Origin of the sequence: Ponticaulis koreensis DSM 19734 (genome assembly GCF_000420665.1) — a bacterium.
Taxonomy (GTDB): Bacteria; Pseudomonadota; Alphaproteobacteria; order Caulobacterales; family Hyphomonadaceae; genus Ponticaulis; species Ponticaulis koreensis.
This window is the reverse complement of record NZ_ATVJ01000001.1, coordinates 572,453-588,345: the sequence shown is the minus strand read 5'-3', so window position 1 is coordinate 588,345 and position 15,893 is coordinate 572,453. Positions and strand designations below refer to the sequence as shown.

General features: G+C 55.3%; 18 protein-coding genes. 9 read left to right on the top strand and 9 right to left on the bottom strand.

From position 1 onward, the window contains the following. Positions 1-3 precede the first annotated feature (3 nt). Entirely contained in the window at positions 4-843 is an 840-nt protein-coding gene (locus G523_RS0103165; RefSeq protein WP_022693575.1) for a 2OG-Fe(II) oxygenase, read from the bottom strand. Between the two features lie 197 nt (positions 844-1,040). Between G523_RS0103165 and leuC the strand changes: the two genes are divergently transcribed. From leuC to G523_RS0103140, 5 genes are all read left to right on the top strand, one after another. After that, positions 1,041-2,441 carry a 3-isopropylmalate dehydratase large subunit gene (gene leuC, locus G523_RS0103160; RefSeq protein ID WP_022693574.1) on the top strand — a complete coding sequence of 467 codons (1,401 nt, stop codon included), beginning with the start codon at positions 1,041-1,043 and terminating at the stop codon, positions 2,439-2,441. Between the two features lie 82 nt (positions 2,442-2,523). Next, entirely contained in the window at positions 2,524-2,751 is a 228-nt protein-coding gene (locus G523_RS0103155) for a hypothetical protein (RefSeq protein WP_022693573.1), read from the top strand. 120 nt (positions 2,752-2,871) lie between these two features. Then, a complete protein-coding gene (locus tag G523_RS0103150; protein ID WP_022693572.1) occupies positions 2,872-3,558 on the top strand; it encodes a response regulator transcription factor in 687 nt (228 codons plus the stop codon). A 14-nt stretch (positions 3,559-3,572) separates the two neighbouring features. After that, entirely contained in the window at positions 3,573-4,199 is a 627-nt protein-coding gene (locus G523_RS0103145; RefSeq protein WP_022693571.1) for a rhomboid family intramembrane serine protease, read from the top strand. Positions 4,200-4,253: 54 nt separating this feature from the next. Beyond that, positions 4,254-4,814, top strand: a complete 561-nt coding sequence (locus G523_RS0103140) for a DUF4287 domain-containing protein (protein ID WP_022693570.1) — start codon at positions 4,254-4,256, stop codon at positions 4,812-4,814. Here the strand turns inward: G523_RS0103140 and xth are convergent, their stop codons facing one another. Further along, positions 4,815-5,615 carry an exodeoxyribonuclease III gene (gene xth / locus G523_RS0103135; protein ID WP_022693569.1) on the bottom strand — a complete coding sequence of 267 codons (801 nt, stop codon included), beginning with the start codon at positions 5,613-5,615 and terminating at the stop codon, positions 4,815-4,817. Positions 5,616-5,912: 297 nt separating this feature from the next. Here xth and G523_RS0103130 point away from each other — a divergent pair, with 297 nt between their 5' ends. Both G523_RS0103130 and G523_RS20810 read left to right on the top strand, forming a co-directional pair. After that, positions 5,913-6,257: a hypothetical protein gene (locus tag G523_RS0103130; RefSeq protein ID WP_022693568.1), complete on the top strand. Its 345-nt coding sequence runs from the start codon at positions 5,913-5,915 to the stop codon at positions 6,255-6,257. Continuing rightward, a complete protein-coding gene (locus G523_RS20810; RefSeq protein ID WP_022693567.1) occupies positions 6,257-6,394 on the top strand; it encodes a hypothetical protein in 138 nt (45 codons plus the stop codon). Before G523_RS0103130 ends, G523_RS20810 begins: the two co-directional genes overlap by 1 nt. A 56-nt stretch (positions 6,395-6,450) precedes the next feature. On the opposite strand, the gene G523_RS0103120 is transcribed toward G523_RS20810, so the two are convergent. Both G523_RS0103120 and G523_RS0103115 read right to left on the bottom strand, forming a co-directional pair. After that, complete coding sequence (locus G523_RS0103120) at positions 6,451-6,906, bottom strand: hypothetical protein (RefSeq protein ID WP_033232601.1); 456 nt, start codon at positions 6,904-6,906, stop codon at positions 6,451-6,453. 136 nt (positions 6,907-7,042) lie between these two features. Then, complete coding sequence (locus tag G523_RS0103115; protein ID WP_051134739.1) at positions 7,043-7,819, bottom strand: glycosyltransferase family 2 protein; 777 nt, start codon at positions 7,817-7,819, stop codon at positions 7,043-7,045. Positions 7,820-7,894: 75 nt separating this feature from the next. On the opposite strand from G523_RS0103115, the gene G523_RS0103110 reads away from it, so the two are divergent. Both G523_RS0103110 and G523_RS0103105 read left to right on the top strand, forming a co-directional pair. Beyond that, positions 7,895-9,841, top strand: coding sequence for an ArnT family glycosyltransferase (locus tag G523_RS0103110; protein ID WP_022693564.1), 1,947 nt, complete (start codon positions 7,895-7,897; stop codon positions 9,839-9,841). Next, a complete protein-coding gene (locus G523_RS0103105) occupies positions 9,838-10,737 on the top strand; it encodes a hydroxymethylglutaryl-CoA lyase (RefSeq protein ID WP_022693563.1) in 900 nt (299 codons plus the stop codon). The genes G523_RS0103110 and G523_RS0103105 overlap by 4 nt, the downstream gene beginning before the upstream one ends. On the opposite strand, the gene G523_RS17715 is transcribed toward G523_RS0103105, so the two are convergent. From G523_RS17715 to G523_RS0103080, 5 genes are all read right to left on the bottom strand, one after another. Next, positions 10,727-11,650, bottom strand: a complete 924-nt coding sequence (locus G523_RS17715; protein WP_022693562.1) for a glycosyltransferase family 2 protein — start codon at positions 11,648-11,650, stop codon at positions 10,727-10,729. The two genes, G523_RS0103105 and G523_RS17715, sit on opposite strands and share 11 nt — an antisense overlap. Further along, positions 11,650-12,891, bottom strand: coding sequence for an O-antigen ligase family protein (locus G523_RS0103095; RefSeq protein WP_022693561.1), 1,242 nt, complete (start codon positions 12,889-12,891; stop codon positions 11,650-11,652). The genes G523_RS17715 and G523_RS0103095 overlap by 1 nt, the downstream gene beginning before the upstream one ends. Before the next feature lie 78 nt (positions 12,892-12,969). Then, positions 12,970-14,898, bottom strand: a complete 1,929-nt coding sequence (gene thrS / locus G523_RS0103090; protein ID WP_022693560.1) for a threonine--tRNA ligase — start codon at positions 14,896-14,898, stop codon at positions 12,970-12,972. A 138-nt stretch (positions 14,899-15,036) separates the two neighbouring features. Beyond that, entirely contained in the window at positions 15,037-15,330 is a 294-nt protein-coding gene (gene yidD / locus G523_RS17710; RefSeq protein ID WP_051134738.1) for a membrane protein insertion efficiency factor YidD, read from the bottom strand. 54 nt (positions 15,331-15,384) lie between these two features. Next, positions 15,385-15,831, bottom strand: a complete 447-nt coding sequence (locus G523_RS0103080) for an iron-sulfur cluster assembly scaffold protein (RefSeq protein ID WP_022693558.1) — start codon at positions 15,829-15,831, stop codon at positions 15,385-15,387. Positions 15,832-15,893 lie beyond the last annotated feature (62 nt).

Below are 15,893 nucleotides of genomic sequence, written 5' to 3'. Positions count from 1 at the left end.
AAATCAAAGCTTCGAAAATCCGGGGTCATCAAACATCGGGCCCCAGCCGCGTTCTCTGAACCATTTGGTGATGATGTATTTCTCTCCCTGACGCGGCTTCATACCATGATGCAGGGTAAAAGGGTTTACGCTCCCATCAGCATTGAGGTTGTTCCAGATCACGGCCATGCCCTGTTTTGGACGGAACAGTTTTTCAAGCCTCGGAAACCGTGTCGCGCCGCCTTCCGGTGTGGAGTTCAGGTAAATCATGAAAGTCCAGGTGCGCTGGCCGCGTTCTGATGTATTTGGTTCGAACTCTTTTGTTCGCGGTTCAAAATAATCAGTGTGAGATTTGAACTCCTGACCGACCTCGTATTTTTGCCCCTGAGTTGGTTCTGAATAGCTCCAGTGAATGCCAAGGCCTTCGGCTATCTTGCGATCGAGCATGAAGACATGCGGATCAGCAATATCACCCAGATCGCAGGTGGAGGATGTGCGGACATATTTGTCGCCGCGCGTATCAGTCACTTCAGATGGGCGCAAATGCTGGTTGATGACGTCAATCGTCTTCTCGCACTCGTCCGGTGTCAGGAAATTTTCCCAAGTGAAAACCTGCGCCTTGCGTGATGCAATTTTCTTCAGCCCGGCTGTTTCGGTGAATTTTCTGGTGATCGCGCAATTTGCAAGGGCTTCGTAATCGACCGGAGCTGTGGGTTCGAGCGCGCGGCCAAAAACGCGTGCAATCTCGCTGTCTGGCACAAGTTGTTTTGCCATCTCTGCTTTCAGCATGGACGGAGAGACCCCGCGATGCAGATTTGTCCAGACCCAGCTGGTCCACTCATTAAGCTTGGCGTCGGTAAGCATGTTATCTCGTGCTGTGCTTGTTCTGCTACTTTATGGCCGACGCGTTGGTCAGAATGCAACCAACTCTACACATGAGTAAGACCGGGCATTATCTCTAATGTTCGTCACGCGCAAACTTATGCCTCAATGACTGGACAAACGTCTTCGGTCTTGAAAGAAGAGCGCGTGAATTTTTCTCTTATGGGTAAAAAAGACTTATGACCGGCAAGACGCTATACGACAAAATCTGGGATGCACATCTGGTTGATGAAACTCCGGATGGTGACGCGCTGCTATTCATTGACCTCCATCTTATCCACGAGGTGACCACGCCTCAGGCGTTTGCGGGTCTTAAGTCTGCGGGCCGCAAGGTGCGCCGTCCTGACCTGACACTGGCTGTCGCGGACCACAATACGCCGACAGAAAATCAGGCGGCAGGCATTGATGGTGTCACAGACCCGGAAGCGAAGAACCAGCTGGCAACGCTTTCGCGCAATGTGAAAGAGTATGGCATCGAGTTTTTCCCGATGGGCGATATCCGTAATGGTATCGTGCACGTCGTCGGGCCGGAGCAGGGGCGTACCCAACCGGGCCTGACAATCGTTTGCGGTGACAGCCACACCTCGACGCACGGCGCGTTTGGCGCGCTCGCGCACGGCATTGGCACATCCGAAGTCGAGCATGTTCTGGCGACCCAGACCCTGCGCGCCCGCAAGATGAAGAATCTGGCTGTGCGCGTGAATGGCGAGCTTCAGGAAGGCGTGACCGCGAAAGATATCGCGCTTCACCTGATTGGCCTGATCGGAACGGCGGGTGGTACGGGCTGTGTCATGGAATTTATGGGGGACGTAATCCGCGGCCTCGATATGGAAGGCCGTATGACCCTCTGTAATCTCTCGATCGAAGGCGGGGCACGTGCTGGCCTCGTTGCGCCAGATGAGGTCACGTTTGAATATATGAAGGGCCGACCGGCAGCGCCGAAAGGTGGCGCCTGGGAAATGGCGCTTTCGCACTGGAAAACGCTTTTCTCTGATGATGACGCGCAATGGGATCATGTGATCGAGATTAATGCTGCCGATATTCCGCCCACTGTCACCTGGGGCACAAGCCCAGAGCAGGCTCTGCCTCTCTCCGCAAGCATTCCTGCGCCGGAAGATTTTGATGATCCGGTGAAGAAAGAGGCTGCGGCCCGCGCAATCAGATATATGGGCCTCACGTCGGGCGAGCCGATCTCCGGCCTGAAGATCGACCGCGTCTTTATTGGTTCCTGCACAAACTCCCGCCTGGCGGACCTGCGTGCTGCGGCGAAGGAAGTTGAAGGCAAGAGAGTTGCTAACGGCGTCCGCGCTATGGTCGTTCCGGGCTCTGGTCTCGTGCGCGCAGCAGCCGAAGAAGAAGGTCTCGACGAAATCTTCACCGCGGCTGGCTTTGAGTGGCGTGAGCCTGGCTGTTCCATGTGTCTGGGCATGAACCCTGATACGCTGGAACCCGGCGAGCGCTGCGCGTCGACGTCTAACCGGAATTTCGAGGGCCGCCAGGGCCGTGATGGCCGTACACACCTTGTCAGCCCACGCATTGCTGCACGTGCTGCTCTCTCCGGAACGCTTGGCGGAGAATAACCCCTCCGCCATCCATTTCTGTTCTTTCACAACAGCGCGAACGCATCCATGATTCCTGATGTGAAATCATTGGAGCGCCCTCATGTCTGATACGAAGAACTGGTCACCATCCTACACGGCATGGAGGCTGATGGAGACGATTCTGGAAGGCAAGGATCTGAAGCCAACTGATCTCGGTAAAGAGCTGCTTCTGGACCTTTATTCGGACTGCGTGAACTCGGTCGCGGGCGATTATGTCGCCGATATCGAAGATATTGACCATGAACTCGAGGCAGAGGATTTCGAAGACGATCTCGACGAAGACGATTAATCACGCTTAACTACACGTGAATGTGTAGTTGTCGTCATTTCTGTTTATCGATAAAAATCTACAAATGTGATTTGACTTACCCTATTAAAGTCTGACCGAGACAATTTGTGGAGGCTGGCCATGTCAGCGACTAAAACGATCCTTCTGGTAGATGACGATGAGGATCTGCGCGGCGCTCTGAAAGAGCAGTTCGAGCTTTATGATACATTTTCCATTATCGAGGCGGCGAATGCTGCAGACGGTATTGCGGCCGCCAAAACTGGCCGTGTGGATCTTATCCTTCTGGATGTAGAGCTTCCGGATATGGATGGGCGCGATGCGTGCAAGCTGATGCGCCGTGATGGTATTCGTGCCCCGGTGATTATGCTCACGGGTCAGACAACGGATGCGGATACCATTCTCGGCCTCGACTCCGGCGCGAATGATTACGTCAACAAGCCGTTCAAATTCTCCGTTCTTCTGGCGCGTGTGCGTGCACATTTGCGCAGCTTCGAGCAGAGCGAAGATGCGATCTTCCAGGTCGGTCCATATGAGTTCCGTCCAAGCACGAAGCTGCTGACAGACAGTGAGGGCCGCAAAGTCCGTCTGACGGAAAAAGAAACCAACATTCTGAAGTATCTCTATCGGTCCAGCGGCAAGCCTGTCGGTCGTGAGGAGCTGCTCTCTGAGGTTTGGGGCTACAATTCCAATGTCACCACCCATACATTAGAAACTCACATTTACCGGTTGCGGCAGAAAATCGAGCCGGATCCGGCCAATTCCAGACTTCTTCTGACCGAGACAGGCGGGTATCGCCTGCAGGCATAGCAGGTGAGCCCTAAATGACCCGACAGAAATCCCTTCCGGCGACATATGTGATCATCGCGGTCAACGTGATCATCTCGCTCGCCGGATTTGCCAGCCCTTATGTCTTTGGCATGGGGCTGTTGCATGTCGGGGCGGTTATGGACGGGCAAATCTGGCGTCTCCTGACGTCAGGCTTTCTGCATCTGAACTTTACCCATCTGCTTTTTAATATGTTCACGTTGTTCTTCTTCGGCCCTGCGCTGGAGAGTGACCGTTTTCTTGGTCGGCGTGGTTTCTTGATTTTGTATTTCGTATCCCTTCTGGTGGGCAGTGGATATGCTGTCTGGGCTAATCTGGGTGATGTAAACTACGCAGCCGTTGGCGCGTCGGGCGCGGTATCTGGCGTGATGATCGGTGTCAGCCTGTTCGCGCCGTTTATGATGATCCTCATTTTCGGGATCATCCCGATCCCTGCCATTTTGTATGCGGTTGGCTTTATCGGGTTTTCGACCTTTGCGATCAGGTCCGGCTCGTTTGGCGGCGTTGGTCATGAGGCGCACCTTGCGGGCGCGCTGGCGGGACTGGTTGTTGTTGCGGTTATGCGTCCTGATGTGTTCTTCGAGCTCTGGCGTCAGGTGAAGGCACGTTTCGCCGGGCGCTGATTTGCCAGTTGAAAATCATCGCGTAAAATCGTCCTCAAATTGTAGGAGGGCGAAATGGCGACACCTGAAGAAATGGCGGCAACTATGATTGCCAATATGCCGGAAAAGACCGGCAAGCCCATGGAAGACTGGTTGAAAATCGTATTCGCATCCGGTTTGGAAAAGCATGGTGCGATCGTTAAACTGCTCAAAACCGATCATGGTATGACGCACGGCTTTGCTAATCTGGTTGCGCACACGGCGCTCAAATCTGCAGCCTCAACAACAGATGAGTCGTCGGATGATCTGGTGGCGGCTCGGTATTCTGGTGCGAAAGCGGACCTCAAGCCAATCTACGATGCTGTGATTGCCTATGTGCAGACGCTTGGCGGTGATGTGGAAATCGCGCCCAAAAAGGCGAGTGTGTCTCTGCGGCGTTCAAAGCAGTTCGCGCTCGTGACACCAGCAACTAAGACGCGGGTTGATCTTGGTATCAACATTAAAGGCAAAGCCCCGGAGGGGCGTCTTGAGGCCTCAAAGAACGCAATGTGCACACATGTTGTTAAGCTCACCGGTGCCGGTGAGCTTGATGATGAGGTGAAGGGCTGGCTGAAAGAGGCTTATTCAGCCGCCTGATCAGACGTTGAAGTGCATTTCGACAGGGGCGTGGTCGGATGGCTTCTCGCCGCCGCGCTCATCTGTGTGAATACGATACGTGCCGCCAACTGCTTTCGGTTCAGCCGCGGCGTTCGCCCAGATGTGGTCCAGGCGGCGGCCGCGATTTGAGGCTGCCCAATCCTTCGCGCGATAGCTCCACCAGCTATAAAGCTTTTCATCATCGCTATGCTCGCGGCGTGCGAGGTCGGTGAAGCTGCCAGCTTTGATGATGCGGGCCATGGCGTCCGTCTCAACCGGCGTGTGGCTGACAACTTTCAGAAGTTGTTTGTGCGACCAGACGTCGTTTTCGTGCGGAGCAATGTTGAGATCGCCAACCACGATAAGCGGCGTATTTGTATCGAACTCGCCATAGATACGTTCCATCCGGTCGAGGAATTCGAGCTTGTGCGCAAATTTCTCATTGATGACCGGATCGGCTTCATCCCCGCCCGCAGGCAGATAGATATTGTGAATGTCAAAGCCTGCAATTCGCGAGGCTACAATGCGCGCATGGCCGAGATTGCAGAATTCCGGCGGCTCTAATTGTTCGATTGGCAGTTTGGAGACTGTTGCGACGCCGTGAAGGCCTTTCTGCCCCGCAATATGCATGTGCTTATAGCCAAGCTCTTCAAACACTTTGGTCGGGAACTGGCTCTCGCGGCATTTGATTTCCTGAAGGCAGAGCACGTCAGGTTTGTGTTGCTCAAGAAATGCAGACACGCGCGGCGCGCGCAGGCGGACGGAATTGATATTCCAGGTGACAATCGACAAATCGCTCATAATTTCGTTTGGCCACGAGTCCGGTATGAAAACAAGATGGCAGATAAGAAATCACCCGGACCTTGGGAGAGGGTCCGGGTGATTGCGCTTCAAACGCGGCCGGCAGGGGAAAAGACCGGCTTACGACTGACTAGCGGGGGGGGGGGACAACGCAAAATTCAGTCAATCGCTTATGTGTTTAATGTGCCACATAAAAGAAAAATATCAAATGAAAAATGAGTAACATCACAGCAGTGTCATTTTTGACACCATTTCTGTGTTCAGCCCGATTGGCGAATGAATTGCATCTGTTCGCCTATGACGCGCATTCTACCGACATATGGTGCCAATCTGGCACATTTCACACGCCAGCCACGGCAGGATCAGTACAGCCGTGCCAAAGAGAGTGCGGAGACGACTGAGAGCCGTCGTCATCATGGCAATCGTCGTATGGGTGACCGTCGTCAGGCTGATCGCCGTGCGCAAGGCCGCCGCGCAACAGATCGCATGGCGCGTACCGACGCGCAGGTCTGGCTTACTGCAGACTTCAGCGCGCACCTGATTGGACAGGCCTATGAGGCGCCTGCCGATGCAAAGCGTGCAGCGAGCGCGTACACAAATTCAATGAAACCTATTCAGTCCCGTCGCGGAGGGCTGATCTGATGCGTGTCCAGGACCCACTTCTATTGACGCATCGGATTGATCGAAAAGCAGAGCCAGCCATTCTTAAGGGAAACGGTCTGGCCTGGTTCTGCTTCGATCTTGCTGTGTTTGCGCTGATCATCCTGTTCTTCGCATAACAAAAAAGGCGCCCATTTGAGGCGCCTTTTCAATTCTATAGAAGTGACGAGATCGCTTAGCCGCCAAATCCTTCGCCGACGGCAAAGTCGCGTCGTGCAGAGACAATCGTCACAACCACGCCAGCGAGCACATCGAGAAGCGTTGTCATCGTCAGGATGAAGAAGATCGATGTTGCGAAATTTTCGAACAGCAGGAATTCGACGAGGCACACAATGAACAGGATCATGGATACCGCGTGGTTCATGATGGTCGCTGTGCCTGTGCTTGTTGATTTCAGGATCTCAACAAACAGGAAGACAAGGCTGAGCAGAATGAGCAGGTCCCCACCTGTCATCGTCCAGACCGCGCCGGAAACCATTGGCAGGCTCAGCATTGGTGCTTCGAGATTAGCCAGGATCGGCGCCGCTGCACCAGCGTCGATCGGGCCGCTACCGGTGAAGGCAAAGGCCATAATGTTGTAAATCACCACGGGTATGGTGAGCAGCGGGAAAATGCTGAATAGTGTCATCATAGGACCACCCCTCCGGTTCCGATTATTGCCGCCCCCAGCGGCAGCTCGCCGTTCTTCCATGCGGGCCGCTGCAAACATGGGCCCGAACATACCTGCCATTGTTAGCGCTCCTGCAAGGTTTCGTTAAGTGTAATTCTTACACTTCATCAACGTCTTCAGGAAGTCTACGGCGTGTCATCAGCCATGTGACGCCGCGAAGATCGGAAAATGCTGCCCAAAGACGACCGAAATTGGTGTATTTGGATGCACCATGTACACGGCCGCGGTGGTTCACATCGACGAATTCGGCAGTAAAGCCCTCTGCGCGGATGATCGCCGGCATATAGCGGTGGATGTGATCGAAGTATGGGAGGCGTAGGAACACGTCGCGTTTGACGACTTTGATACCGCAACCGGAGTCGTCGCATCCATCTTTCAGAATTTTCTGGCGGATTTTGTTCGCAAAGCGAGAGCCAAAGCGTTTCCAGGCTGTGTCCTGACGCTTTGCGCGGCGTCCCATCACCATGGCCAGCTTCTCCGGTGCATCCGGACGCGTCAGCGTGCGGTAAAGCTCTGGCAGGTCTGCAGGATCATTCTGGCCGTCACCATCCAGCGTCCCGACGATTGGTGCGCGCGCATGCATCACCCCTGTGCGGATGGCGCGGCTCTGTCCGGCATTCTTGCGATGGGTAAGGATTCGAAGCTGAGGCACTTCCTTACGCACCTCAACCAGCTCGTCGAGGGTTGAATCGGTCGACGCATCGTTCACAAACAGCATTTCATAAGCGCGGCCTTCAAGCGCACTGGCGATCTCTCGGACCAGATTGGCTGCGTTACCCGCTTCGTTATGGACGGGAACCACCACACTCAGTTCAACGGCGTCAGACACTTCGTTCTCCTCAGTCTGCCTACAGCGCCCCTCATACCTGTTCATTTTACAAGAAGCGAGAGGCGACAATGCAGAGAAAAGGCGTTAAGTGAGAAAACTTGTTTGTCGGGGCCCTGAATTATGGATCGTTTTTCCGTTCTGGACCAGATTAGCCGCGGAGTTCGCGGCTATGTCCTTCTGTTTCTGCTGACCTTTATCGCAGCAGCGCCGGGTGTTTTTAATCTCGCGCCGTTAGATCGCGATGAATCGCGCTTTGCGCAGGCATCAAAGCAGATGCTGGAAACAAACGACTATCTGATCATTCGTAATCAGGATGAACAGCGGAATAAAAAGCCTGCGGGTATTTACTGGCTTCAGGCCGTATCGACCGCCGTGTTTTCTTCGGCGGAGGCGCAGGAAATCTGGAGCTATCGCATCCCGTCCTGGATTGCAGCGGCTCTTACCACATCTCTGGTGTTCTGGGCAGGTATGCCGCTTGTCGGGCGGCGTGCAGCATTTCTGGGAGCCGCTCTGTTCGGGGCGGGGCTGCTTGTCACGACCGAGGCTCACATCGCCAAAACCGATGCGACGCTGTTGCTGGCGACGACACTGGCGCTTGGCGCGCTGGCGCATCTGAAAATGGGCGCAGACAAACCAAAGCGCCTCGCTCTCATATTCTGGTTTGCTATCGGTTTTGGATTTCTGATCAAAGGGCCCGTGACCCCTATGGTCGCTGTGTTCGCGCTGGTGTTTTCGGCACTTTCAGAACGGGGCTGGAAACCACCGGCAATGTTCTGTGGCGGGCTGGTCTTTGTGTTTCTGGACGCTTATGTGCCGCTCGGTCCGTTTAGCGCCGCAGGCGGTATTCTCTTTAAGGTCATCGCTGCAGGACTGATTGGCTTCAGTCTTGTTCGGGTCGCGAAAAGCGAATGGCGCAAGGGTTATGTCCGCGCGCTGTCGTGGTGGCCGGGGCCTGTTCTGTTTGTGCTGATGGTTTTGCCATGGCTGATCGCGATCCAGATAGCGACCGATGGTCAATTTCTCGCAGAGGCTCTGGGTAAGGATCTTGGCGATAAAGTTGGCGGCGCGTCTGAAGGCCATTCCGGCCCACCTGGATATCATCTTCTCTATTTGCTTACGCATTTCTTCCCGGCGACGCTGTTCCTCATTCCTGCGCTCTTCATTGGGGCAAAGGCTTCTAAAGAGGCCGCGGCAGAGGCCAATGGCGTAAGATTTCTCTGGGCGTGGCTTTTGCCGACATGGCTTATGTTTGAGGTGCTGCCGACCAAGCTCAGCCATTATGAGATGCCGGTCTATCCGGCGCTCGGTTTGCTGTGCGGGTATGGCATCTTTAAGCTCATCGATGGTGCGCGCGCGCCAATCGCGCGCTATGCGTCGCTTGTGATGTTCTTGCTCGGCGGCGGGCTTCTCGCGCTGATCGCATCGCCTGCTGGTGTCGACATCTTTATGTCTGAAGGGGCGGGTGACTATCGCTTCACGGACGCCGCGCTGGTACTGGAAAGCTGGGAGATGACGAACGTCATCATCTGGCCGCTCATTTTCATTGTCGCGGGTCTGTTGCTCTCAGCATTTTATTTTGTCGTGAAACGCTATCAGTTCGCGGTGGTGTGCGCGGTGGCTGCGAGCCTGTTTCTTGGCTGGCACATCCGCACAACCTTCCTGCCGGAACAAAACTGGCTGCAGGCGAGCGTTACGGCGCGCGCTTCCCTTGAAGAGGCTTGCGCATCAGCGGGCATGGAAGAATGTGAAGGGCTTAGTGCATCGGATATTCAGATCATCGGCTTTGCAGAACCGAGCTTTGTGTTCGCGAACGGGACGGATGTTCAGATAGAACCGCACTCAAGCCGTGAATTACGCCCTCTGAGTGAGGCGAATTATTCAGCCTTCATCATCAATCTTGAGGATGGCGAGGCCGCCCGCGACGTCGCTCCGGATATTAGGGCGGCAGCAGACGCGGAAGGGCGCTGCGTCTATCAGAGCGAGCTGCATCACGCGCTGAATTACTCAAATGGAAGCGCGGCGACATTCCAGGCTTTGCTCGTGGGACCGGAGGCTTGCCAGTCATGACACGCCGTATCGACATTGTTGAAGTTGGTCCGCGTGACGGGCTGCAGAATGACCCGTCAGACCTTACAACATCGCAGAAGCTGGAATTCATCGAGCGGTTGGCTGAATGCGGTATCCGTCGAATGGAGGCGGGGAGCTTTGTTTCGCCGAAGGCTGTACCGAAAATGGCGGACAGTGACGCAGTTTTTGCAGGCGTCGACCGGAAGACGGGCGTTCGCCATATCGCGCTCGCTATGAATGAGACGGGTGTCCGCCGTGCGATTGAGGCAGAAGCTGACGAGATTAACTTCGTGCTCGTCGCCGGAGAGGGCTTTGGTCGTCGCAATCAGGGTATGAGCCCGCAGGAAAGTGCAGACAAGCTAGCAGCCTGCGCGCCCATCGTACATGAGGCCAACATTCCGCTTTCAGCGACCATCGCGGTCGCTTTCGGAGACCCATTCGATGGCGATATTCGTGACGGCGTGGTTGGCGGACTGGCAGCGCAGGCTCAGCGTGCTGGTGTTGCCGAGGTTGGCATCGCTGATACGATTGGCGTCGCTGATCCATGGCTTGTCCGTGCACGAATTGAAGAAATGCGCATCTATGCGCCCGATGTGTATCTGAGGGCTCACTTCCACGATACGCGGGGCACAGGGCTCGCAAATGTGTTCGCGGCGATCGAGGGCGAAGTCGATACGATTGATGCAAGTTGCGGCGGTATAGGCGGGTGTCCGTTCGCGCCAGGCGCGACAGGTAACGTTGCTACAGAAGACGTCGTTTACATGCTGGAGCGGGCGGGATTTGAAACGGGAATAGATCTGTCAAAACTCGTTTCGGTATCGAAATGGCTTGAGGGCGCGCTCGGGCACAGCGTGCCCTCTGCGCTGCTGAAAGCCGGAAGTTTCCCTAGCGTTTAACTCTCAGATCGCGCAGAGCCTGCCGCATTTGCATGAGACACCGGATCACTGCTGAACGCACAACGAGTAGAGGTGCGAAGCCATAAAAACTTGCTTTGGCCATTGAGCGTGCGAACGGCGTTTTGGCATTCTTGTGGAAGTACCGCGTCAGGCCCTTGGCCTTGTTGTACTCAACAAAAGTCGCTGAGACATCGGACGTTGATCCATAGTGCATTGCCACGGCAAAGGGCGTGTACATGACCTGGCCGCCCGCTTCGGCGATGCGGCGGCAGAAATCGACATCCTCGACATGCAGGAAATAACCTTCATCAAAGCCGTTCACACGGTCATAGTCGATTGCGGAAATGTACATGAGCGCGCCCGAAACGACCGGCATGGGCACTGGTGTTGCTGGTTCAGGTTCATGCTCTTTATGCATGTTGCGCAGCTGCGGGATGATGCGCTGAAATTTGTGAAGGCCGGTAAAGGTGGCGAGCGCGCGCGAAGGCGTCAGCATATCCCGCCGTGCGCCGCGTTGCTCCTGTCCAGACGGGTAGATCAGTTTGCCGCCTACGAGGCAGGGTGAAGCGCCCATCTGGCGGGCTTCTTCCAGCGCGGGCAGAGAGTGCACGCGAATGACTGCATCCGGGTTGATGATCAGATAGCGCTCACCTGTCGCGTGGCGCGCGCCGAGATTTACAGCAGCGGCGAAGCCTATATTGCCGTGCCCACCGACGACCTTATAGCGGCAATGCACCGGCGGTTTGAACTGCGCTAGCCATTTGTTATCCGCGTCCTTGTTGCCGTTGTTTACGACAATGATTTCAGTGACTTCTGTTTCCACGCAGAGCGCATTTATGCACTCTTTCAGCGCCGGACCTGATAAAAAGGTCACGACAATTGCTGAAACAGATGGGAAGCCTTCAGAGTTCACTAGGCCGTAGCCTCCGGCGTTTTCGGAAGTGTGCGAGACAGCGCGTAAATGCCTGTGCCGAGGAAGAGGAAGGTCGCCCAATAGGCATCATTCCAGACGCTGTAGGAGATTGCAGAATAGACAAGCCCGCCGCCCCATAGCGCAGCACCTGCAGCCATGATCTGTTTCGATGGCGACGAGGTGCGCGCGAGGCGGTCGCCGAGCAGCAGTGCGAAAGCAGAAATAAGGAGCGCGCCGATCAGGCCGGTTTCCGCCCAAATTTGCAATGCGCCGTTGTGGGGGTGGCCAGGCACAATGCGGTAGTCCACTTCCATGCCGTTCGCGCCGATGATACGAATGGTTTCATCCCAGGTTTTAGAGGCTTCAACGCCCCAGCCGGTGATCGGTCGCTCTTTGATCTTCTCGAGCACGTAGCTCCAGCTATCGAGGCGAGACTGGGAGGACATATTTGAGCCGTGTGAGACGGCGGTTAAAAGCAGTTGCACAGCAAATGGCATGGCCATAACCGCAACCGCCGTTGCAAGGCCCAGAAGACGGAAAATCTGGCGGCCAAAGAAAGCAGTTGCGATAACCGTCGCGGCCACGGCAGCAATTGCGAGCAAAGCTGCACCCGCATCAAAACCGTCGCGAGATGTGAGGGTGGCGAGGCCCAGCATCATTGCAGTACCGGCCGCCCATTTGATCGCTACACTCTTTACCGGAAGAGATATGGCGGCGAGTGGAACCATGAGCACAGAGATGTTCACAACACGGATCATGTTCTGAAAGGCTGACGGAATATCTGTCATCTCGCCAGCGACTTGAAAAACGAGCTGGAATGTTAGCGCCCAAAGTGCCGTGAGAATGACCTGAATACCGAGCCCGATACGCACGGCGCGTGCGCCATGCTGATATTGTTTATCACTGAGCTGATGAAGCGCCCAGTAAGCAAAGGCGCAAATCAGGCTTGTAAGTGCAATGCGAAGCCCCGGCGAAGAGATCGCATAATTGGAATTTTCAGGATCAAAGACGAACAGCCCGCTGGCAGCGCCCGGAGACCAGAACGTGGAAGCGACGCACCAGATAATGAAAACGCCAAAGGCGATAACATCGCGAGACAAGGCAGGGCGTTTTCTGAGTAGGACGGGCAGAGAAAGGATTGCGATAATGGCGAGTATCGGAGAGGCACCTTGCACTCCGAGCGCCACGTTGACCCACCACATCACCCAGGCAAATAGCCAGAACCAGACAGCTACCAGCATGCCTATACTCCCTACACTGCTGAAACTGTATGGCCGCGGCGCACCGCGACCAACAGATTTCAGGTTTTATTATACATTTTATTCGCGTAGGTCGGGTGGGGTCGCTTCAGCAGGCAATCTGACCAATGCTTCATCAAGGCTCAGAACTTCCTGGTTCTTGGTACCAAACTGACGAAGGGCCACTTTGCGCTCTTCTGCTTCCTTGCGGCCGACCACGGCGATGTAAGGGATTTTCTGGTGAGAATGCTCGCGGATCTTGTAGTTGATCTTCTCGTTCCGCATGTCTGTCTCGACGCGAAGCCCCGCTTTACGGAACTCTTCAGCAACCTCTTCCGCGTAGTCATTGGACTCTTCGGAAATCGTCGCAACAACCACATGTGTCGGCGCGAGCCACATCGGGAAGGCACCCGCGCAGTTCTCGATCAGAATGCCGATAAAGCGTTCGAGAGAGCCAAGGATCGCACGGTGCAGCATGACCGGCTTGTGCTTGGCGCCGTCTTCACCGACATACTCCGCATTCAGACGATCCGGCAGAACATAGTCCAGCTGGATGGTGCCGCATGTCCATTCGCGGCCGATCGCATCTTTGACGATGAAGTCGAGCTTCGGTGCATAGAACGCTCCGTCACCTTCTGCGATTACCGGTTCAACACCTGCTTTACGCGCAGCGTTTAGCATTTGTGTTTCGGCCTTGTCCCAGAACTCGTCAGACCCGGCGCGTGTCTCAGGTCGTGTCGCCAGATTGATGTGATGCGTTTCGAGACCGAAGTCGGAGTGAATGGACTTGGCCAGCGTGATGAATTTCGCTGTCTCGTCTTCAATCTGGTCTTCGCGGCAGAAAATGTGCGCGTCATCCTGTGTGAAGGCGCGAACGCGCATCAGACCGTGAAGCGCACCTGATGGTTCATAGCGGTGACATGCGCCGAATTCAGCCATACGAAGCGGCAGGTCGCGATAGGATTTCTGGCCCTGTTTGAAGATCTGCACGTGGCCCGGGCAGTTCATCGGCTTCAGAGACAGAACCTCTTCTTCGGCGGTTTCCGCAACGAACATGTTCTCGCGGTATTTGTCCCAGTGACCGGACTGTTCCCAGAACTTACGATCCAGAACCTGTGGTGTGCGCACTTCTTCATAGTCTGCTGCGTCGAGGCGACGGCGGACATAGTTCTCAACCTCATGCCAGAGCGTGAGGCCCTTCTTGTGCCAGAACACCATGCCGCGACCTTCTTCCTGCATGTGGAAGAGGTCGAGTTCGCGGCCCAGCTTGCGGTGGTCACGTTTTTCAGCTTCTTCAAGGCGTGTGAGATAGGCTTTCAGCTCTTTCTCATTTGTCCACGCAGTGCCGTAAACGCGCTGAAGCATTTCGTTATTGCTGTCGCCGCGCCAATAAGCGCCTGCAAGCTTCATCAGTTTGAAGGCTTTCGGCAGTTTGCCCGTTGAAGGAAGGTGCGGGCCACGGCAAAGGTCAGACCACTGATCAGCATGTCCGTAGAGCGTGATGTCTTCGCCCGGTGGAATGATGCCATCGATGATCTGCGCTTTGTATTTCTCGCCTATCTCGTTGAAGTGCTTGATCGCGTCTTCTTTTTGCCAGACTTCACGTTCAATCGGCAGATCGCGATCGACAATCTCAGCCATTTTGGCTTCGATCTTTTCAAAGTCGTCAGTCGAGAACGGTTCGTCGCGGGCGAAGTCGTAATAGAAGCCGTCTTCAATTACCGGGCCGATTGTGACCTGAGTGCCGGGATAAAGCTCCTGAACAGCTTGTGCGAGAACGTGCGCCGCATCGTGGCGCACCAGCTCCAGTGCTTCAGGATCGCGATCTGTGACGATTGCCACTTCCGCATTGCCCGGCAGAGGGCGCTTCAAATCCCACAGCTCGCCATTTACTTTGGCAGCAAGCGCCTTTTTAGCGAGGGATTTGGAAATGGACTCTGCCACATCCATTGGGGATGCGCCGTCTTCGAATTCTTTTTTCGCGCCATCTGGCAGCGTAACTTCAAGCATGAGTTTGCTCTCTGATTAGTATCAAGGCTGTTTAACTGAACTTGGCTGCAAAACCACCCCCTTAGACCGGTATTTTTCGGCTACATAGCAGGGGCTAACGCGCCCCGGCGTGCAGCAGACATGGCACCGGGACGCGCGTTAAGTTCGCGTGGTTGTGGTGGTTGTTGGTGTCGTGCCGAAAGCGGGCAATTCGTCCGGTACAGGATCATAGCCGCTTGTGCCGCCTGGGCGGCAGCGCAGAAGGCGGCCCGCACCAAGGCGTGCGCCCTGAAGGAAGCCGTGTTTTGTCCAGGCCTCTGCAGCGTATTCCGAGCAGGTTGGCTCATGGCGACAACGCACGCCGAAGGCAAACAAAGCTGCAGAGAGCGTTGCTTTATAGCCGACCAGAAGCGCGCGCGGCGCCGGGGCGATATGGGCGTATTTGTGAGCCATTAGAGAGCGTTTAGCAGAAAGGCGCGCGACTGTCATCGCGATAGTTATACTGTATCAGGCAGCTTCTCGGCTCGACAGCGCGTCTTCGATAGCCGCAACTGCTGCATCAAGGGCCAGAAGGGTCGACATATGACGCTGCGGGTAATCGCGCACGCCTTCCAGATGGCGGAGTTCCCAGAAGCGCCCTTCAGGCGGTGGCCCACCTTCTTTCAGCATGGCGCGCATTTTTTCGCGCGCTTCGTAGACTTCTTCCACAGATGCGCCAACAGCATGTTCGGAGAGTACGCTGAGTGTGGCCGCGCCAAGGGCGCAGGCCTTCGATTTAACCGCAATGCCCGTGATCGTTTCGCCGTCTTCAGAGAGATCAAGCTCGATCCAGATTTCCGAGCCGCACACCCGGCTAATCTTATGAGCCTTACCATCAGGCGCATGAAGTTCACCGATATTTGGAACATCGGCTGCAAGCTCAAGAACGCGATTGTGATACAGATCACCAGACATACCCTTCAGTTGGCATTGCAAATCGCGTTCGACAAGTGTTTTGTGCGCACATGCGAACGCGC